This is a genomic window from Herbaspirillum rhizosphaerae (assembly GCF_046025915.1).
Lineage (GTDB): Bacteria > Pseudomonadota > Gammaproteobacteria > Burkholderiales > Burkholderiaceae_D > Herbaspirillum > Herbaspirillum rhizosphaerae_A.
The window spans coordinates 42,768-68,576 of record NZ_JAQQFR010000008.1; the positions used below are offsets into that span (position 1 = coordinate 42,768).

Annotated in this window: 30 protein-coding genes; 11 read left to right on the top strand and 19 right to left on the bottom strand. The window is 55.9% G+C overall.

Going from position 1 to position 25,809, the window contains the following annotated elements:
• Nucleotides 1-3 precede the first annotated feature (3 nt).
• The 6 genes from fba (at nt 4) to PQR63_RS13325 (ending at nt 5,931) form a co-directional block, all read left to right on the top strand.
• On the top strand, nt 4-1,068 hold the full coding sequence (gene fba, locus PQR63_RS13300) for a class II fructose-bisphosphate aldolase (RefSeq protein WP_116434025.1): 1,065 nt from the start codon (nt 4-6) through the stop codon (nt 1,066-1,068).
• Between the two features lie 154 nt (nt 1,069-1,222).
• A complete protein-coding gene (locus PQR63_RS13305; RefSeq protein ID WP_408168374.1) occupies nt 1,223-2,119 on the top strand; it encodes a phosphoribosylaminoimidazolesuccinocarboxamide synthase in 897 nt (298 codons plus the stop codon).
• A gap of 2 nt (nt 2,120-2,121) precedes the next feature.
• The gene (gene purE, locus PQR63_RS13310; protein ID WP_408168375.1) at nt 2,122-2,637 is read left to right on the top strand and encodes a 5-(carboxyamino)imidazole ribonucleotide mutase; all 516 of its coding nucleotides are present in this window, start codon (nt 2,122-2,124) and stop codon (nt 2,635-2,637) included.
• A complete protein-coding gene (locus tag PQR63_RS13315; protein WP_408168376.1) occupies nt 2,634-3,845 on the top strand; it encodes a 5-(carboxyamino)imidazole ribonucleotide synthase in 1,212 nt (403 codons plus the stop codon). Before purE ends, PQR63_RS13315 begins: the two co-directional genes overlap by 4 nt.
• A gap of 13 nt (nt 3,846-3,858) precedes the next feature.
• Complete coding sequence (locus tag PQR63_RS13320) at nt 3,859-4,905, top strand: L-threonylcarbamoyladenylate synthase (protein ID WP_408168377.1); 1,047 nt, start codon at nt 3,859-3,861, stop codon at nt 4,903-4,905.
• 279 nt (nt 4,906-5,184) lie between these two features.
• Entirely contained in the window at nt 5,185-5,931 is a 747-nt protein-coding gene (locus PQR63_RS13325) for an OmpW/AlkL family protein (protein ID WP_408168378.1), read from the top strand.
• 73 nt (nt 5,932-6,004) lie between these two features.
• Here PQR63_RS13325 and PQR63_RS13330 read toward each other — a convergent pair whose 3' ends face one another.
• Entirely contained in the window at nt 6,005-6,511 is a 507-nt protein-coding gene (locus PQR63_RS13330) for a flavin reductase family protein (RefSeq protein ID WP_408168379.1), read from the bottom strand.
• Between the two features lie 293 nt (nt 6,512-6,804).
• Here PQR63_RS13330 and msrA point away from each other — a divergent pair, with 293 nt between their 5' ends.
• Nucleotides 6,805-7,344, top strand: coding sequence for a peptide-methionine (S)-S-oxide reductase MsrA (gene msrA / locus PQR63_RS13335; protein ID WP_408168380.1), 540 nt, complete (start codon nt 6,805-6,807; stop codon nt 7,342-7,344).
• 18 nt (nt 7,345-7,362) lie between these two features.
• Here msrA and PQR63_RS13340 read toward each other — a convergent pair whose 3' ends face one another.
• From PQR63_RS13340 to purB, 6 genes are all read right to left on the bottom strand, one after another.
• Nucleotides 7,363-8,574 carry a class I SAM-dependent methyltransferase gene (locus PQR63_RS13340; RefSeq protein ID WP_408168381.1) on the bottom strand — a complete coding sequence of 404 codons (1,212 nt, stop codon included), beginning with the start codon at nt 8,572-8,574 and terminating at the stop codon, nt 7,363-7,365.
• Between the two features lie 58 nt (nt 8,575-8,632).
• The gene (gene pdxH / locus PQR63_RS13345) at nt 8,633-9,268 is read right to left on the bottom strand and encodes a pyridoxamine 5'-phosphate oxidase (protein ID WP_408168382.1); all 636 of its coding nucleotides are present in this window, start codon (nt 9,266-9,268) and stop codon (nt 8,633-8,635) included.
• Between the two features lie 210 nt (nt 9,269-9,478).
• A complete protein-coding gene (locus PQR63_RS13350; RefSeq protein ID WP_408168383.1) occupies nt 9,479-10,054 on the bottom strand; it encodes a YceI family protein in 576 nt (191 codons plus the stop codon).
• 57 nt (nt 10,055-10,111) lie between these two features.
• Nucleotides 10,112-10,693 carry a YceI family protein gene (locus PQR63_RS13355; RefSeq protein WP_408168384.1) on the bottom strand — a complete coding sequence of 194 codons (582 nt, stop codon included), beginning with the start codon at nt 10,691-10,693 and terminating at the stop codon, nt 10,112-10,114.
• A gap of 22 nt (nt 10,694-10,715) precedes the next feature.
• Nucleotides 10,716-11,240: a cytochrome b gene (locus PQR63_RS13360; protein WP_408168385.1), complete on the bottom strand. Its 525-nt coding sequence runs from the start codon at nt 11,238-11,240 to the stop codon at nt 10,716-10,718.
• Between the two features lie 342 nt (nt 11,241-11,582).
• Nucleotides 11,583-12,950 carry an adenylosuccinate lyase gene (purB, locus tag PQR63_RS13365; protein WP_408168386.1) on the bottom strand — a complete coding sequence of 456 codons (1,368 nt, stop codon included), beginning with the start codon at nt 12,948-12,950 and terminating at the stop codon, nt 11,583-11,585.
• Between the two features lie 239 nt (nt 12,951-13,189).
• Here purB and PQR63_RS13370 point away from each other — a divergent pair, with 239 nt between their 5' ends.
• Nucleotides 13,190-13,795, top strand: coding sequence for a glutathione S-transferase N-terminal domain-containing protein (locus PQR63_RS13370; protein ID WP_094565295.1), 606 nt, complete (start codon nt 13,190-13,192; stop codon nt 13,793-13,795).
• A gap of 102 nt (nt 13,796-13,897) precedes the next feature.
• On the opposite strand, the gene bfr is transcribed toward PQR63_RS13370, so the two are convergent.
• The 9 genes from bfr to PQR63_RS13415 all read right to left on the bottom strand — a co-directional run bounded on the left by bfr (nt 13,898) and on the right by PQR63_RS13415 (nt 19,301).
• Nucleotides 13,898-14,371 carry a bacterioferritin gene (gene bfr / locus PQR63_RS13375; RefSeq protein WP_408168387.1) on the bottom strand — a complete coding sequence of 158 codons (474 nt, stop codon included), beginning with the start codon at nt 14,369-14,371 and terminating at the stop codon, nt 13,898-13,900.
• A 302-nt stretch (nt 14,372-14,673) separates the two neighbouring features.
• Complete coding sequence (locus tag PQR63_RS13380; protein WP_094565293.1) at nt 14,674-15,090, bottom strand: ExbD/TolR family protein; 417 nt, start codon at nt 15,088-15,090, stop codon at nt 14,674-14,676.
• A complete protein-coding gene (locus PQR63_RS13385; protein ID WP_408168388.1) occupies nt 15,090-15,824 on the bottom strand; it encodes a MotA/TolQ/ExbB proton channel family protein in 735 nt (244 codons plus the stop codon). Before PQR63_RS13385 ends, PQR63_RS13380 begins: the two co-directional genes overlap by 1 nt.
• A gap of 64 nt (nt 15,825-15,888) precedes the next feature.
• Nucleotides 15,889-16,593 (bottom strand): energy transducer TonB, encoded by a 705-nt coding sequence (locus tag PQR63_RS13390; RefSeq protein ID WP_408168389.1) that lies wholly within the window; start codon nt 16,591-16,593, stop codon nt 15,889-15,891.
• Between the two features lie 9 nt (nt 16,594-16,602).
• Nucleotides 16,603-16,830: a (2Fe-2S)-binding protein gene (locus tag PQR63_RS13395; RefSeq protein ID WP_408168390.1), complete on the bottom strand. Its 228-nt coding sequence runs from the start codon at nt 16,828-16,830 to the stop codon at nt 16,603-16,605.
• Between the two features lie 31 nt (nt 16,831-16,861).
• Nucleotides 16,862-17,182, bottom strand: coding sequence for a hypothetical protein (locus PQR63_RS13400; RefSeq protein ID WP_408168391.1), 321 nt, complete (start codon nt 17,180-17,182; stop codon nt 16,862-16,864).
• A gap of 134 nt (nt 17,183-17,316) precedes the next feature.
• A complete protein-coding gene (hemP, locus tag PQR63_RS13405) occupies nt 17,317-17,505 on the bottom strand; it encodes a hemin uptake protein HemP (RefSeq protein WP_408168392.1) in 189 nt (62 codons plus the stop codon).
• Nucleotides 17,506-17,701: 196 nt separating this feature from the next.
• Complete coding sequence (gene mnmA, locus PQR63_RS13410) at nt 17,702-18,796, bottom strand: tRNA 2-thiouridine(34) synthase MnmA (protein ID WP_408168393.1); 1,095 nt, start codon at nt 18,794-18,796, stop codon at nt 17,702-17,704.
• A complete protein-coding gene (locus tag PQR63_RS13415; RefSeq protein WP_408168394.1) occupies nt 18,789-19,301 on the bottom strand; it encodes an NUDIX hydrolase in 513 nt (170 codons plus the stop codon). The genes mnmA and PQR63_RS13415 overlap by 8 nt, the downstream gene beginning before the upstream one ends.
• A gap of 172 nt (nt 19,302-19,473) precedes the next feature.
• On the opposite strand from PQR63_RS13415, the gene PQR63_RS13420 reads away from it, so the two are divergent.
• From PQR63_RS13420 to PQR63_RS13430, 3 genes are read left to right on the top strand one after another with little or no spacing between them, the layout of a single operon-like run.
• Nucleotides 19,474-20,589: a Re/Si-specific NAD(P)(+) transhydrogenase subunit alpha gene (locus PQR63_RS13420; protein WP_408168395.1), complete on the top strand. Its 1,116-nt coding sequence runs from the start codon at nt 19,474-19,476 to the stop codon at nt 20,587-20,589.
• A 51-nt stretch (nt 20,590-20,640) separates the two neighbouring features.
• A complete protein-coding gene (locus tag PQR63_RS13425) occupies nt 20,641-20,964 on the top strand; it encodes an NAD(P) transhydrogenase subunit alpha part 2 (RefSeq protein WP_094565284.1) in 324 nt (107 codons plus the stop codon).
• Complete coding sequence (locus tag PQR63_RS13430; protein WP_408168396.1) at nt 20,961-22,397, top strand: NAD(P)(+) transhydrogenase (Re/Si-specific) subunit beta; 1,437 nt, start codon at nt 20,961-20,963, stop codon at nt 22,395-22,397. Before PQR63_RS13425 ends, PQR63_RS13430 begins: the two co-directional genes overlap by 4 nt.
• Before the next feature lie 74 nt (nt 22,398-22,471).
• On the opposite strand, the gene upp is transcribed toward PQR63_RS13430, so the two are convergent.
• From upp to pepP, 3 genes are all read right to left on the bottom strand, one after another.
• The gene (gene upp / locus PQR63_RS13435) at nt 22,472-23,119 is read right to left on the bottom strand and encodes a uracil phosphoribosyltransferase (protein WP_094565282.1); all 648 of its coding nucleotides are present in this window, start codon (nt 23,117-23,119) and stop codon (nt 22,472-22,474) included.
• Nucleotides 23,120-23,225: 106 nt separating this feature from the next.
• Nucleotides 23,226-24,398, bottom strand: coding sequence for an FAD-dependent monooxygenase (locus PQR63_RS13440; protein WP_408168397.1), 1,173 nt, complete (start codon nt 24,396-24,398; stop codon nt 23,226-23,228).
• Between the two features lie 41 nt (nt 24,399-24,439).
• A complete protein-coding gene (pepP, locus tag PQR63_RS13445) occupies nt 24,440-25,786 on the bottom strand; it encodes a Xaa-Pro aminopeptidase (protein ID WP_408168398.1) in 1,347 nt (448 codons plus the stop codon).
• Nucleotides 25,787-25,809: the final 23 nt, after the last annotated feature.

Consider the following 25,809-nt stretch of genomic DNA (forward strand, 5'->3'; position numbering starts at 1 on the left):
ATTATGCCTCTCGTATCCATGCGTCAATTGCTGGACCACGCCGCCGAAAACGGCTACGGTTTGCCAGCGTTCAACGTCAACAATCTGGAGCAAGTCACTGCGATCATGCAGGCTGCCGACGAAGTTGGCGCGCCAGTCATCATGCAAGCCTCCGCAGGCGCCCGCAAGTACGCCGGTGAAGCGTTCCTGCGCCACCTGATCGAAGCCGCGGTCGAAGCTTATCCGCACATCCCTGTCGTTATGCATCAGGACCACGGCCAGTCGCCGGCGGTCTGCATGGCTGCGATCAAGTCGGGTTTCACTTCGGTGATGATGGACGGTTCGCTGATGGAAGACGGCAAGTCCGTCGCCAGCTACGAATACAACGTCGAAGTGTCGCGCAAGGTGGTTGAGTTCTCGCACGCCATCGGTGTCACGGTGGAAGCCGAACTGGGTGTACTCGGTTCGCTGGAAACCATGATGGGCGACAAGGAAGACGGCCACGGCGCCGACGGCAAGATGACGCGTGAGCAGCTGCTGACCGACGTCGCGCAAGCCGCCGATTTTGTCAAGCAAACGCAATGCGATGCGCTGGCCATCGCCATCGGTACTTCGCACGGCGCCTACAAGTTCTCGCGCAAGCCGACCGGCGACATCCTCGCTATCGACCGCATCAAGGAAATCCACGCGCGCATTCCGAACACCCATCTGGTGATGCACGGTTCGTCGTCTGTTCCGCAAGAACTGCTGGCTGAAATCCGTGAATTCGGCGGCGACATGAAGGAAACCTACGGTGTGCCGGTGGAAGAGATTCAAGAAGGCATCAAGCACGGCGTGCGCAAGATCAACATCGACACTGACATTCGTCTGGCGATGACTGGCGCGATCCGTCGCTACCTGATGGAAAATCCAGGCAAGTTCGATCCACGCGATTACCTCAAGCCGGCCCGCGAGGCTGCGAAGCTGGTGTGTAAGGCACGCTATCTGTCGTTCGGCTGCGAAGGCCAGGCCGGCAAGATCAAGGCGATCCCGCTGGAAAAAATTGCAGAGAAATACAAGAAGGGCGAGCTCTCCCAAATCGTTCAGTAAACAGTACGCGTTCGGCGAGCAAACCAAGCGACCGGGACTGGCAACAGCAGTCCCGGTTTTTTGACTTTAAAGGTGGGCAGAAAAACGGCAGTTTCGCCGTTCCAGGGTAACCCCGAATCCCTGACCTTCAACCCACGGAATGACCGGAATCAACATGACCAGCCTCTACAAAACTTCCATCACCTCACTCCCTCTGCTGGGCAACGGCAAGGTACGCGACAACTACGCGGTTGGCGACGACAAATTGCTGATCGTGACGACCGATCGTCTGTCCGCGTTCGACGTCATCATGAGCGAGCCGATTCCAGGCAAGGGCAAAGTGTTGAACCAGATGTCGGATTTCTGGTTCGAGAAGCTGGGCGACATCGTGCCGAATCATTTGACCGGTATCGCTCCGGAAACCGTGGTTGCCGCCAATGAAGTCGAACAGGTACGCGGCCGCGCCGTGGTTGCCAAACGCCTCAAGCCGATTCTGGTGGAAGCTGTTGTGCGCGGCTACATCATCGGTTCCGGCTGGAAGGATTATCAGGATTCTGGTTCCATCTGCGGCATCAAGTTGCCGGAAGGTCTGCAACAGGCCGCCAAGCTGGCCGAGCCGATTTTTACCCCCGCAGCCAAGGCCGATCTCGGCGAGCACGACGAGAACATCAGCTTCGCCGAAATGGAAACACGCATCGGCAGCGAACTGGCCAACAAGATGCGCGACATCAGCATCAAGCTCTACAAGACCGCAGCTGATTACGCTGCGACACGCGGCATCATCATCGCAGACACCAAGTTTGAATTCGGTCTGGACGACAACGGTGTGTTGCATCTGATGGATGAAGTGCTGACTGCTGATTCGTCGCGCTTCTGGCCTGCGGACAGCTACAAGGTCGGCATCTCGCCACCGTCGTTCGATAAGCAGTTCGTGCGCGATTATCTGGAAACTGTTGACGGCTGGAAGAAGACGCCGCCTGCACCTGCGTTGCCTGCTGATGTGATCGAAAAAACCGGCGCGAAATACCGCGAAGCGCTGGAACGCCTGACCGGCAATTCTCTGAAGGACTGAGCATGAGCGACCATAACGCACAAGCCAATGCGCAAACGCCGGTCGTCGGCGTCGTCATGGGATCGTCGTCCGACTGGGACGTCATGCAGCATGCCGTGGCAATCCTGAAAGAGTTCGGTATTCCGCATGAAGCACAGGTCGTTTCGGCACACCGTATGCCGGACCAGATGTTCGACTACGCCGAGAAAGCACGCGCTCGCGGCTTGCGCGCCATCATCGCCGGCGCCGGCGGTGCCGCGCATTTGCCGGGCATGATCGCCGCGAAGACCATCGTGCCGGTGCTGGGTGTACCGGTGCCATCCAAGTATTTGCGCGGCGAAGATTCCTTGCTGTCCATCGTGCAAATGCCGAAGGGCATCCCGGTCGCGACCTACGCCATCGGCGAAGCCGGTGCTGCCAACGCGGCCTTATCGGCTATCGCCATGCTGGCGACCACCGACGAAGCACTGGCCGCAAAGCTGGAGGCCTTCCGTGTCAAACAAACGCAAGTTGCCCTGGATATGAAGTTGCCGTTATGAGTCAGAAGCAGTCCCTAACGAACAATAACAATGTTTCGATCCCCACCACGACACCAGCCACCTGGCTGGGCGTGATGGGAGGTGGCCAGCTTGGCCGCATGTTTGCACACGCTGCGCAGGCGATGGGTTTCAAGGTCGCCGTGCTGGAGCAGGAAGAAGATTGTCCGGCAGGGCAGGTTGCGGATCGTTTGATTCGTACTTCTTATACTGATCCGAAAGGTTTGGAAGAACTCGCATCCTTATGCGGCGCAGTCACCACAGAATTTGAAAACGTATCGGCTGACAGTCTTGCCGCATTGGCCGGCAAGACTTACGTTGCCCCATCTGCATCCGGCGTATCGATTGCGCAGGACCGTATTGCCGAAAAACGTTTCTTCGTTGATTGCAGTGCTGCGTCCGGCGTGCAACCGGCGCCACACAAGATCATCGCCAGCGAGGCGGATATCGACGCGATTCCAGCTGATTTGCTGCCCGGGATTCTGAAAACCGTACGCATGGGGTATGACGGCAAAGGCCAGGTGCGCGTGCGCAGCATCGCTGATGTCAAGGCAGCGTTCGCCGAGATGAAGGGCGTGACCTGCCTCCTGGAAAAAATGCTGCCGCTGGCCTATGAGGTCTCCGTCTTGGTCGCGCGCGGTGCCGATGGCGCCGCCGTGGTGTACCCGATTGCAGAGAACGTGCATCGTGACGGCATCTTGTTCACCACGACCGTGCCGTCGGATCATGTTTCGGATCTCGTAGCAAAGAAGGCCCAGGACGCTGCGTTGGCGATCATCGCCAAGCTCGATTATGTCGGCGTGCTGTGCATTGAATTTTTCGTGCTCACCGACGGTTCTTTGGTTGTCAACGAGATGGCTCCGCGCCCGCATAATAGTGGTCATTACACCATTGACGCGTGCATCACCAGCCAGTTTGAACAGCAGGCACGTGCGATGGCGCGTTTGCCGCTGGGCGACGTGCGTCAGCATTCTCCAGCTGTCATGCTGAACATCCTTGGTGATGTCTGGTACGAAGGCGACAGCGATGAGATGCGCGAACCCGCCTGGGACAAAATCCTGGCGCTGCCGGGTGCGCATCTGCATTTGTATGGCAAGGCGCAAGCGCGTCGTGCACGTAAGATGGGTCACATTACTTTTGTCGCCCCAACGATGGTACAAGCGCAGGCACAGTTGGCGGCAGCATGCGCTATTCTCGGCATCGCTCAGTAAGAGAGACGCGACGATGGCGACAGTACAGATTGATATGGATGCGGTAAAGATGGCTGCACGCAAGCTCGAGGCCGGCAAGCTGGTGGCGTTTCCGACGGAGACGGTTTATGGTCTTGGCGGCGACGCCGAGAATGCTGCAGCGATTGCCGATATCTATGCTGCCAAAGGCCGGCCTGCCAATCATCCGGTTATTGTTCACGTCGCTCCTGAAGCCGATATTTCTTATTGGGCTGCCGATGTTCCCGCCGAGGCCCGCGCGTTGATCAAGGCCTTTTGGCCGGGCCCGCTGACACTGATTCTGAAGCGCGCTGCCCACGTTCCTGCTGCTGCCTCAGGTGGCCAGGATTCGATCGGTGTGCGTTGTCCCTCTCATCCTGTTGCACAAGCTTTGCTGCGTGAATTCAAGGGCGGCAAAGGCGGCGTGGCGGGGCCATCAGCCAATAAGTTTGGTCACGTCAGTCCGACCACTGCTGAGCATGTACGAGACGAATTCGGCAGCGATGCGGATAGTCTTGTTGATTACGTGTTGGATGGCGGTGCGAGTGAAGTCGGCATCGAATCGACGATCGTCGACTTGTCCCGTGTCGCAACGCACGGCGCCGTTTTGTTGCGACCAGGTCAGATCAGTGTTGATCAGATTGCTTCTGTGTTGGGCGTTGTACCACGTTCTCCGGATGCCGCAGCACCGCGGGCCTCGGGTACGCTGGATGCCCACTATGCACCGCATACGCCGGTTGCACAGGTGCCGGTGGATGAACTCTCCGAGACAATAAAAAAACTGACCGAGCGTCAGTACAAAGTCGCCGTGATCTATCGCACGCCAGAGCTTGCTTCCTTACTTGCCTCAATCGCTACACAAGCCTCTTTTGCCATGTCCGCGAACGCTGATCAATACGCGCACGATCTTTATGCTGCGTTGCGAGATATGGATCATCAGCATGCGGACGTCATTCTGGTGGAAATGACTCCCGCAGAAGCAGCATGGCAAGGTATCAATGATCGCTTGTGCCGTGCGGCCTTCGACTCGACTGGAATTCTTTCTCGTTTACTTACGAGCTGACGTGCTTTTTTCAGCGGTATTGCTGCTGATTCAATAGTCAAAATTATTTCCAGTTGCCAAAAAAATACACGTCTATACAAAGCGAATTAAAGCTGGCATAGTATCGCAAAAGAATAGCACGCGCGTTCTTTTTGTCTTAAGAGTGTAAAGACGGAATTCCATGATTCCGCTGTGCATTCAACAAAAACAGGCAACGCACAACGTAGCCAAAAAACCTTCGGACTAAGAGCCGGATAATTTATAAAACGGGGCGCAGCCCTTTATATTTGGAGACGACACATGAAGCAACAATTTTCCCTTTTGCCTAAAATCGCTGCGCTGTCCATCGCTGCTGCTTTTGCCGCACCTGCCATGGCGCAAACTGCCGGTAGCAATATCGTCAATCTGGGCTGGTTCCATCTGGCGCCGCAAGATTCGAGCGAAGGCATTCGTGGTGTTGGCGGTCTGGTCAATGGATCAAACTCGCCAAATGCTCATTCGAGCGTTAGCAATGCCGATACAGTCGGGGTGGCGTTTACACACTTCTTCACCGACAATATTGCTTTGACGACCGATCTGGGGCTTCCACCAAAGTTCAAGCTGACAGGTACAGGCACGCTGTCGAGCTTCGGTGAAATCGGTTCTGCGAAGCAATGGAGCCCGGCTATCGTCGCAAAGTATTTCTTTGGCGACGCGACTGACAAGTTCCGTCCATTTGTTGGTGCCGGTGTTACTTACGTCTGGTACTCGGATGTTAAGTTGAATCAAAGCTTCCAGCAATACGCAGGTGGCGGCTCCGTAAATTCGGCTCTGACTACTGGTAACGCCTCTGCCTCTTTGAGTTCGTCGCTTGCGCCAGTGGCGTCCCTTGGCGCGACATATAACGTGTCTGACAGGTGGTCGGTAGGTTTCTCGGTGTCGTATATCCCGTTGAAGACCGATGCAGAGATCACTGGCCAAGGTACAGCCGCAGGCACATTGAAGTACAAGACCTCTCTGACCATCAACCCTATCGTTAGCTTCTTGTCGGTCGGTTACAAGTTCTAATTCCGGCTTAGCTGAAAATAAGAAAAGCGCCCTTGAGGCGCTTTTCTTTTATTTGTTGTTCAGATCCAGTTGCTTAGGAGTCGATCTTGCCAAAACGACCGTCATGAAACACCAAAGCAGCTTGAGGCATCACCTCGCAATGCTCCACCTCGCCGACGAAAATCACGTGATCGCCTTCCGGATAGCGGCTGCGATTATGGCATTCGAACCAGGCGGAGACACCTTTCAAGACGGGTTGTCCCGTACGTGAAAGCGTATATTCCACACCGTCAAAACGGTCTGCCGATTTTCGCGCGAACTGTTCTGCCAATGCAGCCTGGTCGGCACCAAGAATATTGATCACATAGTGTGAGTTACCCGAGAACACCGGCATGCTACTGGCCTGTTCGGACAAGCTCCACAGCACCAGAGGCGGACTCAGCGATACGGAGTTGAACGAACTCGCGGTCAGGCCGAGCAAGGTCCCATCAGCCAAGCGTGTGGTGATAACAGTAACGCCGGTCGCAAATTGAGACAATGCTTTGCGGAAATGTGCGGCATCGAATTCGCGCGACGTAGCGCGCGGGGAGCGTGAATGCATCTAAAGCCTGTGGAATCGATTCTGGTCAATGCGACATTATGCCCAAAAAACACGATGCAGTAACCCGGAGGCTGCGAAGGGCAATATGTAGCTACTAGAAAAGACCTGGTTGGTCTTCTCGTGCTGAGTTTTTGAATATCTAACAATTAACAAAAAACGTACTTAATAGTGAATCCATTGTCACGTCTATCCTCAAGCAACGTTAGGAAATTAATTCTCAGCAATGGTATAAACGTAACTATGCAATCAACGTTGTGATTGCGGACATTCGAATCAATGACGTGGGAGCGATCGTGAATACTTCATCGGAAACAGCAATTCTTGGCGGCGGATGCTTTTGGTGTCTTGAGGCGGTGTATCAGCAGTTGAAAGGTGTGCAACACGTCGAGTCCGGATACACCGGTGGCCATGTCAACAAGCCGACCTACGAGCAAGTCTGCAATGGTGACACTGGTCACGCGGAAGTGGTGAAGTTGACGTTTGATCCTGCTGCGATCAGTTTCAGAGAAATTCTGGAAGTGTTTTTCACGATTCACGACCCGACGACGCTGAATCGCCAAGGAAACGACGTCGGCACGCAATATCGTTCGGTGATTTACTATGATTCACCAGCACAGCAAGATACGGCCAAGCACATCATCGCCGAGATGGCGCTGGTGTGGGATGCGCCGATAGTGACGGAACTCAGTCCTGTAGAAACTTATTACAAGGCCGAGGATTATCACCAGAACTACTTTCAGCAACATCCCTTCCAAGGCTATTGCGCCTTCGTCGTCGCGCCGAAGCTGGCCAAGTTCCGCGAAGTGTTTGCCGAGAAGAGCAAAGACGACTAAGAACAAGGCCGCAGCCGATCAAGCCGTTGCGTCGTAGATGTAGCGGCGCGATTGCGGCAGGACGTCTGCGTGACGGTTGGATTTGCCGCAGATGACCTGATATAGCGAAATCCAATCCTGGTTGAAACCATGCGAGCTGCCGGCGAGATAGACGCGCCAGATGCGATAGCGTTTCTCATCGGTGATCTTGCGAATTTCATCTGCCTTGGCTTCAAAATTGTCTGCCCAGATAGCACAGGTCTTAGCGTAATGCTTGCGCAGATTCTCGACATCAAAGGCTTCCAGCCCGCCTTGTTGCATGGCTTTCAGCACCAAGCTGATGTGGGGCAATTCACCGGCGGGGAAAACATATTTGTCAATGAACTCGCCGCCACCATAAGGTGACTCGCCGTTTTCAATATCCGTCGTGGTGATACCGTGATTCATTGCCAGTCCGCCATCGGCAAGCAAGGCGTTGATGCGTGAGAAGTACATCGGCAGATTTTTCAGGCCAACGTGTTCGAACATGCCGACGCTGGTGATACGGTCGAAGGTGCCGGTGATGTCGCGGTAGTCCTGCAGGCGGATTTCAATACGGTCGCTCAAGCCGGCTTTCTCAACGCGCTCCTTGGCCAGTGCATATTGATTTTCCGACAGCGTAATACCGACGCATTTTGCGCCGAATTTTTGCGCCGCGCGCAGCACCAGTGCACCCCAGCCACATCCGATATCGAGCAGCGTGTCGCCGGGGCGGACTTGGATTTTGGTGAGGATATGATCGATCTTCTTGATCTGCGCTGTAGCCAGGTCTTCGTCGCCATTTTCAAAGTAGGCGCAGGAGTAGACCATGTTCTCGTCAAGGAACAGCTTGTAGAAGTCGTTGGAGACGTCATAGTGATAGCGGATGGCTTCCGCATCTTTTTCCTTGCTGTGTCGGATGGAGCGGGCGATGCGCGCCAGCTTGCCTTCCGCTTTCAAGGTCTTGGCCGCCAAGGTGTTGGCGACGCTGATAATGCTGGCCACCGGACCGTCGACATCAATCTTGCCTTCGACGTAGGCTTCGCCGAGATTGGACAGCGATGGCTGGAACAGGTAAGTCAGGGCCGATACATGAGGAACGCGTAGCGTGACCTGCGGCACACCGTCGCTGAAGTCGAACTGTCGGCCGTTCCACAGTTCAAGACGCAACGGCAATGCCGTTGCATGACGGATTTCTTCTACCCAAGCTGCGAGCTTCTTTTCCCAAAACACGATGTTTCCCTCCGTGCAAGTGATGTGATGCTGTACGCAGCCCTGACATGAGTCCTGGTCAGGGTTGCAGGCGTTGCCGGTCCCAGGCGCCGTCTGCAGTGCGTGTATAGATCACGCGATCATGCAGGCGCGAGCGCCGGCCTTGCCAAAATTCCATTTTTTCCGGTACCACACGGTAGCCGCCCCAGTGTTCCGGGCGCACGGGCTGCGCGCCGTATTTTGCTTCTGCTGTGGCGAACTGCGCTTCCAGAGTTTCCCTCTTATCGACCGGTTGGCTCTGCTCAGAGGCGATGGCGCCAATCTGACTCGACAAAGGGCGACTCGAAAAATACGCATCGCTTTCGCTGGCCGTAACTTGCTCGATCTTCCCTTCGATGCGAACCTGACGCTCAAGTTCTACCCAATGGAAAAGCAGCGCGACATAAGGATGTTGAGCGATCTCGCGACCTTTGCGGCTGTGATAGTTGGTAAACCACGTAAATCCGGCGGCATCGACTTGCTTGAGCAGGACGATACGCGAGGAGGGCTTGCCGTCGGCACCGACGGTAGCAACACTCATCGCATTGGGTTCTGCGATCTCTGCTTTGATGGCTTCATCAAACCATGTTGAAAATTGAACAATAGGATCAGCGGCGACATCAAGTTCAGACAAACTGGCGCGGCTGTAATCTTTGCGAAGATCTGCTATCGACATGTTGCATTTATCCTTAATCGGGACAGCGCTAGATTAGCGCGTTTTTAAAAAGCGTGCAGGGAGTGGCTCGAAGCATCGCCGCCAAGATCAGACTGGTGGCCGCTTTCAAACGCGAGCCATTATGCGGCAGAACATCCGGCGTGAATATGATGCAGAACAAAAAAAGGCCGATGCACATGACATGCATCGGCCTTTCTGATGGAGGCGAAATCAGTTGTTCTTGATCGCTTCAACCTGAATTGCCAGCTTTATTTCCGGCGAGAAGCGTGGTACGCCGAAGGTCACGCCAAAGTCGGCACGGTTGAATGTCGCGGAGGCGTCAGCGCCACATACTTCGCGCTTGAGCATCGGATTTTGAACGCAAGCAAATTTGTTGATTTGCAATTGGACCGGCTTGGTGACGCCATGCAATGTCAGTTCGCCTTCGATGGCGACCGGCTTGTCGCCGTCAAATTTGATCGAAGTGCCCTTGTAAGTCGCAGTAGGGAATTTTTGCGCGTCCAGGACTTCTGCGGATTTGACGTGATCGTTCAGTTTGGAATGACCAAAGTCGATCGACGATGCATCGATGGTGATATCGACGGTACCAGTCTTGGCGGCGCGATCCAGCGTGATAGTGCCACTGGTCTTGGTGAACTTGCCGCGCCAGACAGACAGGCCCATGTGATCGGCTTCAAAGCTTGGGTAGGTGTGGCTAGGATCGATGGTGTAAGCGTCAGCGGCCAGGGCGGAGGTCGAAGCAGCACCGGCGGCGAGCAAGGAAATCAGGGCGAATTTAAATTTCATGGGACAGTCCTTTGTAATGATCTGTTGAGCGTTAAAACGAGTTGGCTTTATTGTGAATTACGGTGCTGTTACGACGTGAAACTTGATGGTGACTTCATCGGCGACCATGCCGGTATCTTTCCATTCACCTTCACCGATGTTGAATGTGAGGCGTTTGATTGGCACGGCGCCGTCAAAGATTTGTCCATTACCTTCTTTCTTCACCGTCAATGGGAAGCGCACGTCAGCCGTTTTTCCTTTGATGGTCAGCTTGCCCGTGACGTCATATTTGGTGCCGGCAGGTGCGCCGGCAGCAGCCTTGATGGAGCTGGAAACGAAACTGGCCTTGGGAAATTGTGCTGCGTTAAACCATTCCTTCTTCAGTACTTCCTTGTTGTATTCAGCGTCACCCAGGTCGAAACTGGAAATATCGATGTCCACGCTAGCTTTGGCGGCGTCGGGTTTGGCACTGTCGAAATCGATTTGTGCAGTAAATTTCTTGAATTTGGCCTCAACCGGAACATTCAATTGTTTAAATACGGCACTGACGGTGCTTTTGCCGGTGTCAACTTTGAGCGGTGCGGCAATTGCGGACGAAGCCAGGCTGAAGGCGACGATGCCGACGACGAGAGCGCTGGTCAATGTAGAACGCAGGATCATGAAATTTCCTCGAAAAAGATAATCAGGGCAGGATACGTTTAAGCACGCCGTCGCGATCGATGAATTGATGCTTCAGCGCAGCCAATACATGCAGGCAGAAAGCGGCTAGCAAAGTCATGTTCAGCCAGTAGTGCACCAGCTTGAGCAAGGGTTTGAGTTCCGGATTGGGATCGATGAAAACCGGCAGCGGGTAAAGGCCCAGATACACTACGGGAACGCCCGCGGCGAGACTATAGAAATATCCCGAAATTGGAATCGCAAAAATCAAAATATAAAGCAAACCATGCAGCGCATGTGCCGCACTTTGCTGCCAGCGCGGCATTTGTGCCGGATACGCTGGAGCCGCATGCGTCAGGCGCCACAGCAAGCGAAGACACGCGAAGGCGAGCACGGTGACGCCCAGCCATTTATGCCAGGAAAAATATTTCAGCTTGGTCGGCGTCAGGCCTGGGATGTTGACCATTGTCAGTCCGAGAGAGAAGGCGGCAATGATCAGCAGGGCGATCAGCCAGTGCAACAAAATCGCAGGTTTTGTATAGCGTTCCATGGCAGTTGCTGGTGGAAAGTGTGAGGAGATGGACGGCAAGCGAGTGCTTACTTGAGGCAGAGCAGGTGTTGCATGCTGCCGGCCGTCATGGCGACGTCGGTAGCTTGGGCGCAATCTCTATACAGCACAGCAACCATGCTTGTTCCTTTGTGATCGTTTGAAGTGATCGTTAAATGAGCCGACTCGCATTTTTGATGCGATGCCGCAGCATAAAGGCTTTTCGAGATTCGCAATAGGTCAGTAAAACTGATTTCACTGATCCATTTAAGTTAACAATCGATCTGTTACCGGGCTGTTTGAGGGATCCGGGGGCTTGGGGTTCCACCGGATCTCCTCCTACGCTTAAATATTTTTGGCCAAGGCGATTGCTTCGCCGATGTAGTTGGCCGGTGTCATGGCCAACAGGAGATTCTTGGCGTCTTGCGGGATGGCGAGGCCGTTGATGAAGTCGCGCAAGGCGTCTTTCGAAATGCCCTTGCCGCGTGTCAGTTCCTTCAATTGCTCGTATGGATTTTCGATGCCGTAGCGGCGCATGACCGTCTGAACCGGCTCGGCCAAAACTTCCCAGGTATTGTCCAGATCTTCAGCCAGGCGCGCAGGATTGACTTCCAGCTTGTTCAGACCGCGCAGGCAGCTGTCATAGGCCAGCACAGCGTAGCCAAAGGCTACGCCGATGTTGCGCAGGACGGTTGAGTCAGTCAGGTCACGCTGCCAGCGCGAAACAGGCAGCTTTTCCGACAAATGCTTGAGAACGGCGTTGGCCATGCCCAGATTGCCTTCGGAGTTTTCGAAATCGATCGGATTGACCTTGTGCGGCATGGTCGAGGAGCCGATTTCGCCGGCCTTGGTACGCTGCTTGAAGTAACCCAGCGAAATGTAGCCCCAGACGTCGCGGTTCAGATCCAGCAGTATGGTGTTGGCGCGCGCCACGGCGTCGAACAGTTCAGCCATGTAGTCGTGCGGTTCAATCTGGATGGTGTACGGATTGAACACCAGGCCCAGGCGTTGTTCGATGACGTTCTTGGAGAACGCCGCCCAGTCGGTTTCCGGGTAAGCGGACAGGTGGGCATTGTAGTTGCCGACGGCACCGTTCATCTTGCCGAGGATCTCGACGGCGGCGATGCGTTTGACGGCGCGTTGCAGACGGGCGACGACGTTGGCGATTTCTTTGCCCAATGTCGTTGGGCTGGCAGGCTGGCCGTGGGTGCGCGACATCATCGGCACGGCGGCATGTTCATGCGCCAGTTCGGTCAATTTGGTGATCAGGCCTTGCAGGGCTGGCAGCACGACTGTGTCGCGGGCCGCCTTGAGCATCATGCCGTGGGACGTGTTGTTGATGTCTTCGGAGGTGCAGGCGAAGTGGATGAACTCGGACGCAGCAACCAGTTCCGGCACGTCTTTGACTTTTTCCTTGAGCCAATACTCAACCGCCTTGACGTCATGGTTGGTGACTGCTTCGATTTCCTTGATACGCGCGGCGTCGGCTTCGGTGAAATCCGTTGCCAGCTTGTCCAGCAGTGCGCTGGCGTTTGCCGAGAACGGCTTGATTTCGGCAAAACCCGCTGCCGACAAGGCTTGCAACCAGGCAATTTCCACTTTCACCCGGTGGTGCATGAAGCCGGCCTCGGAGAGGATAGGACGCAACTTGTCGGTTTTGGCTGCGTAGCGGCCATCGAGAGGGGAGAGAGCGGAAAGTGCGGTGAGGGACATGATAGTAACGGGATGAAGGATGAAGATGACGGATAAACGGCGTTGAAACAACGGTGCGCAATTCGCACTCGGAGCGCTGGTGGAGAGCGGCAGCCGAGGCAAAACTGCATTGACTCGCGATTTTACCATTGCGGGGCGACGGAATCAGGTTCATTACGCATGTCGTCGCAAGTAGGTCTTCGGGCGTTAATGGGGAGTCCCCGATGCTATAATCGGGCCGGATTATTACAAAAATTGCTATGAAACTAATCGCCTCACTGGTAAGCCCCTACGCTCGCAAAGTTCGCATTGTCATGGCGGAGAAGAAGATCGATTACGAGCTGGTTCTGGAAGATGTATGGAGCGAGACGACGACCATCCAGCAATTCAACCCACTTGGAAAAGTGCCCTGTCTGATGATGGACGACGGTGGCGCCATGTTCGATTCCCGCGTGATTTCGGAATATCTCGATATCCTGACGCCGGTCGGTAAGCTGATGCCTACCGGCGGTCGCGAGCGAGCAGAAGTGAAATGCTGGGAAGCTTTGGCTGACGGTATGTTGGATGCCGCGATTCTGGTGCGCCTCGAGAAGGCTCGCCCGACAAGGCAGCAAAGCCCGGAGTGGATCAAGCGTCAATGGAGCAAGGTTGATGCATCCCTGAAATCCATGGCATCAGGTCTGGGTGAAAAAACTTATTGCGTTGGCAACCACTATTCGCTGGCGGATGTCGCAGTCGGCTGTGCTTTGGGTTGGCTGAACTTCCGTTTTCCTGAATCGCAGTGGAAAGAAAATTATCCTGAATTGCTGCGTTTGTTCGAGAAATTGTCCGAACGCCAGTCCTTCAAGGATACCGCGCCGAACTAATAATTCGGGGCGGGGCCTGATGCCAGGCCTCAAACAAAAAGCGCGACCTGAGTCGCGCTTTTTTTACGTCAGCCGTGTCGCATGAGCGGCTGGCAGATGTGATTACTCTGCAATGATCTGTGTTTGCAGGTAGTTTTGGATACCGATCTTTGTGATGATATCGAGCTGAGTTTCCAGCCAGTCAATATGCTCTTCGGTATCGTCCAGAATCATCTGGAACAGCTCACGAGAGACGTAGTCACCGTGGGTTTCGCAAGTCGCGATGCCTTCTTTGACGGTCTTGTGTGCTGCTTTTTCCAGCTTCAGATCGCATTCCAGCATCTCTACTGTATTTTCGCCGATCATCAGTTTGTGCAGTGCTTGCAGGTTTGGCAGGCCGTCGAGCATCAGGATGCGGTCGATCAGCTTGTCGGCGTGCTTCATTTCGCCGATGGACTCTGCGTACTCTTTCTTGGCAATCTTTTCAAAGCCCCAGTGCTTGTACATGCGGGCGTGCAGAAAATATTGATTGATGGCTGTCAATTCGTTAGTCAATTGAGCATTGAGCAGCTTAATGACCGCTGGATCGCCTTTCATAGGAACCTCTGAGAATAATAGTGGGAGAAGACAGGCTGGTAGGCAGAGGGGATCTGCGCACTCGTCCAGCCGCGTGAACGGACGGATCATAGCGCAGCCGATTCCGGACTTCACTATAAATTAGCGCGAATCATTCTTACTTTATTTCTATGGAGCAGCACCGGGCTTATCGCATCTGCACGGATAGCTTGTCCCAAGCGGGTTTGACAGAGCAGCCCTCAAAACAACAAAGCCTCCATTCCCTGAAGAATGAAGGCTCTGCGACGTAGCGAGCATGACGGCCTCGCCAGCTTCGGAGTGAATTACTTCGCTTGCGGATCAGTGACGAAGCCAATCTTGGACAGGCCGCCCGATTGAGCTGCTGCCATCACTTGCGCCACTTTCTCGTACTGCGTCGTACGCTCGGCGCGCAGATGCAATTCCGGTTGAGGCTGCTTTTTGGCAGCTTCGGCGATACGCAGATTCAACTGGTTGCTGTCGATCTGCTCATCGTTCCAGAACACCTTGCCACTCGCATCGATCGACAGATTGATGTTTTGCGGCTTGGTTTCATCCGGTTGATTGGTCGCGCGCGGCAAGTCGATCTTGACGGCGTGATTCATGACCGGAATGGTGATGATGAAGATGATCAGCAGCACCAGCATCACGTCAACCAGCGGAGTGGTATTGATCTCCGGGTTGAAATCGTCGTCCGAATCGGACAGGGAACCCATCGCCATTACGCTCTCCCGACGGCCGTCAGTTTGGCGCTTTTGGTGGCGCCTGTTTCGGCGTCCTCGGTTGCAGAACGCGCACCGGTAACAAACAGGGCGTGCAGATCAAAGCCGAACTTGTTCAGTTTAGCGATGGTGGTCTTGTTGCCGCGAACCAGTGCGTTGTAGCCGAAGGTTGCGGGTATCGCCACTGCCAGACCCAGAGCGGTCATGATCAGCGCTTCGCCGACAGGACCGGCGACTTTGTCAATACTCGCCTGGCCGGACGTACCGATGGACACCAGTGCGTGGTAGATGCCCCAGACGGTACCGAACAGGCCGACGAACGGCGCTGTCGAGCCAACCGAAGCCAGAACGGCCATACCTGCCTGCAGTTTGCCGGAAGCTTCATCAATGGCTTGGCGCAGAGAGAGGGTAACCCAGTCGCTGACCGACAATTGATCGTGCAAATGGCCCTTGTGGGCAGTGTGATGGCTCATGGAAGTAACGCCGGCTTTGGCGACTTCGGCGAATGGGTTGTCGGAACCCAGTGTTGCAACGCCTTCAGGCAGGCTGGTGGTGTCCCAGAATGCATGGCCCGCAGCGTCGGAGGCGCGGCGGAAACGCAGCAGTTGCAGCGCTTTGGTGACGATCACATACCAGGAGGCGATCGACATGGCGAGCAGCAGTACTGCCACGCCTTTGGTGACGAAATCCCCTTGCGCCCACAGGCTTTCCAATCCGTACGGACTAACTTCCATGATGACTTCCTTCTATGACTGTAGTGAATGAATTAACTGATTTTATTCCGCATGTCCGCTGTGATCAGCGGTCCAGCTTGAATGTGATTGCGCCGGTTGCCGATACGACGATAGGTTTGCCGTCTTCGATATAAGGCTTGAAGATTGCGCGCATGACGGCGCGGCGGGCTTCATCATCCAGACGGGACGAACCCGATCCCTTGATGATATCGACTTTTTCGGCCTTGCCCGAGGTGTTGACCAGAACGCGGAATTGCACGACGCCTTCTTCCCCCATCCGTTTGGACGCCGGCGGATAGTTGGGACGTGGTGCTTCGATGTATTCGATGCCGGACGTGATTTGCTTCGGCGGCGGCGGGCCTGGCGGCGAAGCAGGAGCCGGTGCCGGCGCTGCGGCAGGCGGCGATGGTTCAGCGGGTTGCGGCGGTGTCGGCGGGGCAGAGATGGCAGTCGGTGCTGGTGCTTGCGTGACCGGAATCGGTGGTGGCGGCGTGACGGATTTCTTTACAACCTGAACGACCTTCGGTGGCGCCGGAGGTGCTTTTGGCGGGGCTGGTTCTGGTGCGCGCTCGGGCGTGACAAATGTGGCGATGACTTCTTTTGGAATCGCGTTTGCGACTTGATGAATCAAACCGCTTTGCAGCGCATAGAAGAATGCAAGATGCAGCAGAATGATGAGGCCCAGCGGGCCGATTTTTCTGACCTGACGCCAGACGGCGCTGACGGCATTGGGCGAGCTGCTACTCATAGTAGGCGATAAGGCGTTCATAAATAATCTTTATGCAATAGCGGTGTTCGCGTGGAACACCATGCCTTGCACTGTATTGCGTGTTTGATGGGAATTGCTCAGGCATTCGCGCAGGACGTGTTTGGCGCAGGTATGGCATTTGCCGCAGCAAGTGCCAACACCGAGCTCCTTGCGAAGCTCGGACATGGAGGTCATGCCTGCGTTCACTGCCTGATGAATCTTGCCTTCAGAAATGTTGTTACAAACACATACGATCATTGTACGCCTTGCCGCCTGGGTGTATAGGCTCTTAAATGGATCTCGCTCCTGAGACGATGCGAGCAAACAAGTTAAATTTCTCGGGTTGCGGCATGGTGCGCTCCACTACGGTGCCCCACTGTTCCGACAATTGTTGGCAGGTCGCCCGCAATACCGGAGCCAGATTCGGCAAATCCGCCAATGCTTTCAGGTGTCGTTCAATCACTGACGCCAATTTGACGCAGCTTTTGGTTTCCTGATTGCTGGCAGTGTAGTGAGACATCAAATGCAGCACTGCTGAAACCAGCAGCTCTGGCTGTGCCGGCGCGCTATTAGGTTCTACGAAAGCAGAATCCATTTTTTCGGTAACCATCAAACTCTCCTTAATCGGCAAGCTTGGCTGGCTAACGAATAACGCTGTGGCATCACCGTTGGCTGGCTGGTTTTGTACCATCGTTCAAATACAAATTTTTCAGATGATTTTATTTTCGGGTTACGCGGTCAGGCTCAGGCTGTCAGAATCAGCTTGTTCAGCTGGGTCAGGCGCAGTTTGTAAATACGCCCGCCATGGTCGATCTCCAACTCGCGCATCTGCCGGAACAAATCCTGGCTCTTGATGCGCGCAATGGGGGAGCCATTTGCTGCAGTGGCTGGCTTGTTACGACGTTCGGTTCCGTGCTCGATCAGTTGGCTCATCATAACCTCCTATTAAATGCGAACAATTCTTATTTAGATTATTCGTCATTTAATCCAAGATTGCAAGCTCTTTTATGATTTGTTGCGACTTTCTTTCCTGTCAGAAATGGCGGGAAATGGATTTTGTTGCCAGAAAAGAAAAAACGCTCCGCTGCATAGGGCAGACGGAGCGTTTTTTTGCGCGATTTGAGCGGTTTTACACCGATTCGATAATCCCACCGCCGAGGCAGACGTCGCCCTGATACAACACGGCTGACTGGCCTGGTGTGACCGCCCATTGCGGATCGGTAAAGCGCAGGTCGAAACGTGCGCCGTCATCACTGAATGCACAGGGAACATCTGCCTGGCGATAGCGTGTCTTGGCGCTCAATGCCTCCATGTCCGGCGCTTCGCCCCCGACCCAACTGATCTGGCTCGCGCCCAATTGCGACGAAAGCAGCCACGGATGATCGTGGCCTTGCACGATATAGAGCGTATTGTTCTCTACGTCTTTGCGCGCCACGTACCAGGCATCGCTGTTGCCGTCGGCGTTCTGATGCGCCTTGATGCCGCCCAGGCCTATACCCTTGCGTTGACCAAGCGTGTAAAAACTCAGGCCGACGTGTTCGCCCACAATATCGCCTTCCGGGGTCTTCATCGGGCCGGGTTTGTACGACAGATAGCGATTGAGGAATTCGCGGAAAGGCCGTTCGCCGATGAAGCAGATACCGGTCGAGTCCTTCTTGGTCGCGTTCGGCAGCTTCAGTTGCTCGGCGATCTTGCGTACTTCAGTCTTGTGGATTTCGCCCAGCGGGAACAGCGTCTTCGATAATTGCGCCTGATTCAGACGGTGCAGGAAGTAGCTCTGGTCTTTGCTGGCGTCGACAGCCTTCATCAGTTCGAACTTGCCGATTGGATTCTCACGCACTCGCGCGTAGTGGCCGGTAGCGATCAAATCAGCGCCCAGTAGCATGGCATGATCCAAAAAGGCCTTGAATTTGATTTCGGCGTTACACAGCACGTCCGGGTTGGGCGTGCGGCCGGCCTGGTATTCGCGCAGGAACTCAGCGAACACGCGGTCCTTGTATTCGGCCGCAAAATTCACCGCTTCAATATCCACGCCCACGACGTCGGCGACGCTGGCCGCATCAATCCAGTCCTGGCGGGTCGAGCAGTATTCGGAATCGTCGTCGTCTTCCCAATTTTTCATGAACAGGCCGATAACCTCGTAGCCTTGTTCTTTCAACAGCCATGCGGACACGGACGAGTCGACGCCGCCTGACATGCCGATGACGACTTTTTTCTTAGCCATGGGCTACTCCAATTGCTTCTTTGACGGCAGCAGTGGTCACGCTAGCGTCGGTGTACAGTAAAGACAGCGGCGCGCGCTGCCCGCTGAGGTAATCGTCAATGCAGCGCAAGACCAGCGGGCTGCGATGGCGCTCGGTACACGCTGCGATTTCGTCGCGTGTCATCCATAGTGTGCGCACGATACCGGTATCGAGCGGGAGGTCGTGTTTTTCACCCAGTTTTCCGGCAAATGCAAAACGCAAGTAGGTGGTGTCCGCACCGGCGCGTGAGGACGATACATTGCGCGACATATACATGCCAATTAACGCAGTCGGTTCAAAATCGTGTGCGGACTCTTCCAACGCCTCGCGCACCACTGCGTGAGTCAGTGCTTCGCCTTCATCAAGATGGCCGGCCGGCTGGTTCAGGCGCAAGCCGTCGCTAGCTTGCTCTTCAATCATCAAAAAACGGCCCTCGCGCTCGATGATCGCAGCGACAGTAACGGAGGGCTTCCATACTTCAGTCATCATTATCCTTAACCTGCAACAGCCGCCATTTTACCGTGGCTGAGCAAAGCCTTCAGGGGATGGGGCAAAGATGCGAGTTGGCATTGCGAAACAGGGTGTTTGCGCAAAGTTGTCGATCTCTAAATTTTACGTGTAAGATTCCGGTAAGAAATTACAACTACAGGAGCTCTGAATGAGGCTAGGCATCCCCGTCGAAAGTCGGGACGGAGAAACACGCGTTGCGGCAACCCCGGAAACAGTCAAAAAACTGATCGCCGCCAAACATGAGGTGCTGGTCGAGTCAGGCGCCGGTATCAAATCCAGCATTACCGACGAGGCCTATGTTGCCGCCGGGGCTACGATCGCCGCTGCAAGCGACGTTTATGCCGCCGATGCGCTCCTCAAGGTGCGCGCGCCCAGCGCCGACGAGCGTGCTCGTCTGAAGTCCGGCACGGTGGTGGTCGGCATGCTCAATCCATTCGACGCAGACAATATTGCCGCCATGGCCGCTGCAGGGCTGACCGCCTTCGCGCTGGAAGCCGCGCCGCGTACCACGCGCGCGCAGTCAATGGATGTCTTGTCTTCGCAAGCCAACATCGCCGGCTACAAAGCCGTGCTGATGGCTGCCAATACGTATCAGCGCTTCATGCCGATGCTGATGACCGCAGCGGGTACCGTCAAGGCTGCGCGCATGCTGATCATGGGCGCCGGTGTTGCCGGTCTGCAAGCAATTGCTACCGCCAAGCGTCTGGGTGCCGTGATTGAGGCCTCCGATGTGCGTCCTGCGGTCAAGGAACAGATCGAATCGCTGGGTGCGAAATTCCTCGACGTACCCTTTATTACTGATGAAGAAAAGGAAATCGCCCAAGGCGTCGGCGGCTATGCCCGTCCGATGCCGGCCGACTGGATGCGTCGTCAGGCCGAGCTGGTGCATGAACGCGCCAAGCAAGCCGACATCATTATCACCACTGCGCTGATTCCGGGCCGCAAGGCACCGGTGCTGATCAGCGAAGAAACCGTCAAGGCCATGAAACCGGGTTCTGTCATTCTTGACATGGCGGTTGATCAAGGTGGCAATTGTCCTCTGTCCGAGTCCGGTAAAACGGTCATCAAGCACGGCGTGCACATCATCGGCGAAGGCAATCTGGCAGCGCTGGTGGCGGCCGATGCTTCGGCGCTGTATTCGCGCAACGTACTCGACTTCCTCAAGCTTATCGTCGACGGCGAAGGCAAGCTGGTCATCAACCGCGAAGACGACATCGTCGCGGCGACCTTGCTGTGTTCGGGCGGCGAAGTGCTGCGTAAATAAAAAAGACAGTAAGAGAAGACGTCTCGGCGTCGAAGAAAACGGAGAAAACACATGGAAGTCAGTCACACCATCATCAACCTGATCATCTTCGTGCTGGCGATTTACGTCGGCTACCACGTGGTCTGGACAGTTACGCCGGCATTGCACACACCGCTCATGGCGGTCACCAATGCCATTTCGGCGATCATCATCATCGGCGCCATGCTGGCCGCTGGCCTGACCGAAGGGCCGGTCGGCCGTATCGCCGGCACGCTGGCGGTTGCTCTGGCGGCGGTCAATGTCTTCGGCGGGTTCATGGTCACCCAGCGCATGCTGGAGATGTTCAAGAAAAAAGAACCCAAGACGAAGACAGACAAGGCGGGGGCATCAGCATGAGCATGAATCTGGTAACCCTGTTGTATCTGGTCGCTTCGGTCTTTTTCATCCAGGCATTGAAAGGCTTGTCGCATCCATCGACGGCGCGCCGCGGTAATGCCTTCGGCATTGCCGGCATGACGATTGCCGTTGTCACCACACTGGCGCTGATCATCAAGCTCAAGGGCGACATGCCCAGTTCCGGTATCGGCTTCTGGCTGGTGGCGGGCGGTGTGGTGGTCGGCGGTGGCATTGGCGCTTATCTGGCCAAGAGCGTCGAGATGACCAAGATGCCTGAACTGGTCGCAGCGATGCACTCGCTGATCGGCCTGGCGGCAGTCTGTATCGCCGTCGCGGCAGTCGCAGAACCTTGGGCGTTCAACATCGCCGCGCATGGCGAAGCGATCCCGCTGGGCAATCGCGTTGAATTGTTCATCGGTACCTTCGTCGGTGCGATCACCTTCTCCGGTTCAGTGATTGCGTTCGGCAAGCTGTCGGGAAAATACAAGTTCCGCCTGTTCCAGGGCGCGCCAGTGAGCTTCTCCGGTCAGCACATGCTGAACCTGTTGCTGGCGGTCGCGATGATCGGCTTCGGCGTGATCTTCGTGCTGACGCAACACTGGCTGCCGTTCATCATCATGGCCGCGATTGCCTTCGTGCTGGGCGTGCTGATCATCATCCCGATCGGCGGCGCCGACATGCCGGTGGTGGTGTCGATGTTGAACAGCTATTCCGGCTGGGCAGCCGCGGGTATCGGCTTCTCGCTGAACAACTCGATGCTGATCATCGCCGGTTCGCTGGTCGGCTCAAGCGGTGCGATTCTGTCGTACATCATGTGCAAGGCGATGAATCGTTCGTTCTTCAACGTGATTCTTGGGGGCTTCGGCGGCGATCCTGCTGCTGCAGTCGCAGGTGGCGCGCAGGCGCAACGTAACGTCAAATCAGGTTCGGCTGACGATGCTGCTTTCCTGATGGGCAACGCAGAAACCGTGATCATCGTCCCGGGCTACGGTCTGGCGGTGGCGCGTGCGCAGCATGCACTGAAGGAACTGACCGAGAAGCTGACCCACAAGGGCGTGATCGTAAAGTATGCGATCCATCCGGTGGCAGGTCGTATGCCGGGACACATGAACGTGCTGTTGGCCGAAGCCGAAGTGCCTTACGACCAGGTCTTCGAAATGGAAGACATCAACAGCGAGTTCGGTCAGGCCGACGTGGTGCTGGTATTGGGCGCCAACGACGTGGTCAATCCGGCAGCAAAGGATCCGAAGTCGCCAATCGCGGGCATGCCGATTCTGGAAGCCTACAAAGCCAAGACGGTCATCGTCAACAAACGTTCGATGGCTGCCGGTTATGCCGGTCTGGACAACGAACTGTTCTACATGGATAAAACCATGATGGTGTTCGGCGATGCCAAGAAGGTGATTGAAGATATGGTCAAGGCAGTCGAGTAAGTCGCCTTGATCTATCGGAAATAAAAAAGCCGCCGGAGTCAGATCCGGCGGCTTTTTTCATGGAGCGAAAAAAATTACTTGGTGCCGAAAATCCGGTCACCGGCATCGCCCAGACCAGGCACGATATAGGCATGGCTATCCAGATGCGAATCCAGCGAAGCGACGTACAGCTTCACGTCTGGATGCGCGTCATGGAATACCTGTACGCCTTCCGGCGCCGCCACCAGCGCGACGAAAATGATGTTTTCAGCAGTCACGCCGCGTTTCTTCAAAACGTCGACGGCGTACACGGCGGAATTGCCGGTCGCCACCATCGGATCGCACAGGATCATGGTGCGGTCTTGCAGGTCGGGCAGGCGCACCAGATATTCCACAGGCTGATGCTGGTCGTTGCGATATACGCCGATATGGCCGACACGCGCGGATGGAATCAACTCCAGCAAGCCATCGCTCATGCCAATGCCGGCACGCAGCACCGGCACAACGGCCAGTTTTTTACCGGCGATGACGGGCGCGTCATAAGTGACAAGCGGGGTTTCGATTGACTCGGTGGTCAGCGGCAAATCGCGCGTGATTTCGTAGCCCATCAGTAAAGTGATCTCGCGCAGCAGGTCGCGGAAGGTGCGTGTCGAGGTACGCTTGTCGCGCATGTGCGAGAGCTTGTGCTGGATCAGCGGGTGATTCAGGATGAACAGATTAGGGAAGCGGGGATCTTGTTTCATGGTCTTATTCGTTCAGGGCAGGGCCGCAGGGATGCGACGATACAGCATTGTCTCATGCCGGACGCTGCCTGCAAGGGTTTCCGGGCCGGGCGGCTGAACTACAGACTTATCGCCAACCGAACATCATTTGTTCCGCCAGAAGGCGTTTGGCGGGGGCTGCTACATCGATCAGGCCGAGCGACAAACCAAGCAAGGCTTGTGAAGGCGCACCATCGGGGGCGCTGGCAAAAACACGCGCCATCAGATCGGTCAGCTTGATGGTGGCGCTGCGGTCACGACGGCGTTGGGCTGCAAATTCTGCCAGCCCTGCCGTCCCTGATGCGTTGCGAGTGAGGGAGCCAGCCAGTACGACCGCATCGCGCAAGCCGAGGTTGAGTCCCTGGCCAGCAACCGGATGCAGGGTCTGCGCAGCATTGCCGATAGCGACCGTATGTGCCGAGGCGCCGGGTTCAGCGTTAAGGCCGAGCGGGTAACTGTTGCGCGCACTGCAGGTTGTAAAGCGGCCCACACGCGCACCAAAGGCTTCGCCGAGCGCGCGCAGAAAAGATGGTGCGTCCAGCGCCAATAAACGCTTGGCTGTCTCGGGACGTACACACCACACCAGAGCGTAACCATCATCCTGCGGCAACAGCGCCAGCGGACCTTCAGCGGTAAAGCGTTCGAAGGCACGATGATCGATACTGGCAGAGCTGGTGACGTGGGCAACGATGGCGACTTGTTCGTAGTCGCGCTGCAACGCCTTGGCAGTTTGTTCCGAGAACACGCCGCCTTCAGCCTGTACCACAACATTGGCGCTGAGTGTGCGGCCATCGGCAAGTTGCACTGAGGCTTGCGGGCCTTGTTCTTCAATCCCTGCAACCTCTGCAGGGCGCAGGACGGTCACGGCAGACGATGCCAGGGCCGTCGTCAATGCCTTCACCAGCGCGCCATAGCGCACCACATAGCCAAGCGCTGACAGGTTGTAGTCGTCGCGATTGATCAACGTGCGGCCGAAGTGCCCGCGCCGCGAGACGTGGATCTGGTGGATGGACGTGACTGCCGATGCCATCAATGGCCAGGCGCCGATGTCATGCAGGATTTGCTGGCTGCCATGGGACAGAGCAATCGTGCGCGGATCTTGCGCTGCATGTTCGGCGGCTTTGGCGTCGATCAGCGCAATACGCGCTGCGGACATGCCACGTTTGTGCAGCAAGGCGGCAGCGCTGAGGCCAACCGGGCCAGCGCCACAGATGATGACGTCGTAGTCCGGCGGCGACAGGGCGGTGTCGGTGGTGCTCATGAGTTTTGGGTCGTGGAAATTGGGAGCGGCTAAAGGACGACCTAAGCCGAACGCATCAGCGCTTCGATTTCTGCGACCTTGTTGGGGACGGCGGTCGTCAGGATTTCACAGCCGTCCGGCGTGACATGGGCATCATCTTCGATGCGAATGCCGATGTTCCAGTATTTCTCCGGCACGCCTTCTGCTGGACGCACGTAGATGCCTGGCTCAACCGTCAGCACCATACCAGGTTGCAGCGTACGCCATGGCTTGTCGCCGTTGCTATCGACCGGGTCGCGATATTCGCCGACATCGTGCACGTCCATGCCCAGCCAGTGACCGGTACGGTGCATGTAGAACTGGCGGTAGTCGCCCTTGGCAATCACATCGTCGAGCGAACCGACCTTGCTCTTGTCGAGCAAGCCGGTGTCGAGCATGCCTTGCGCCAGCACACGCACGGCGGCATCGTGGCCGTCCATGAAGCGCTTTCCGGGGCGGGTTTCGGCAATGGCAGCGTCTTGCGCAGCCAGAACGATTTCGTACAATTCCTTTTGCGGACCGGAAAACTTGCCGTTGGCCGGGAAGGTGCGTGTGATGTCGGATGCATAGCTGTCGAGTTCGCAGCCAGCGTCGATCAACACCAGATCACCATCTTTCAGTTCGGCATCGCTGGCACGGTAGTGCAGCACGCAGGCGTTGGCGCCGGTGGCGACGATGGAACCGTAAGCCGGATACTGCGAGCCGTTGTTGCGGAACTCATGCAGCAATTCGGCTTCCAGATGATATTCGCGCAGGCCGGGACGCGACAGGCGCATGGCGCGGCAGTGCGCTTCGGCGGATATGATGCCGGCGCGTTTCATGACGTCGATTTCACCGGCGTCCTTGAACAGGCGCATTTCATCGAGCAGCACGTTGACGTCGATAATGGACGACGGTGCGGATACGCCGGTACGCCCGAGTGCGCGCACGCTTTGCAGCCATTCCTGCACTTGCGCATCGCGTTTGGCGTCATGGCCCAGCGCATAGAACACGGCAGGCGCATCAGCCAGCAGTTGCGGCATTTCTTTATTCAGCGTATCCGTGGCGAAGGCTTCGTCGAAGCCGAATTGCGTGCGTGCCGCGTCAGGGCCGAAGCGGTAGCCGTCCCAGATTTCACGTTCGAGATTCTTGTCGCGGCAGAACAGGATGCTGCGGCTTTCTTTGCCCGGGCGGGCGATCAGGACGATGATGGCTTCCGGTTCCGTGAAGCCGGACAGGTAGTAGAAGTAGCTGTCGTGACGATAGGGGTAGTCGGCATCGCGATTGCGCATGACTTCGTGCGCGGTCGGGATGATGGCGACGCCACCACCTTTTGCTTGCATGTGCGCGATGAGCTTGGCGCGGCGGGCGGTGAAGGAGGCTATGGTCATGTTGGTACTTTCTTCCAGATCAT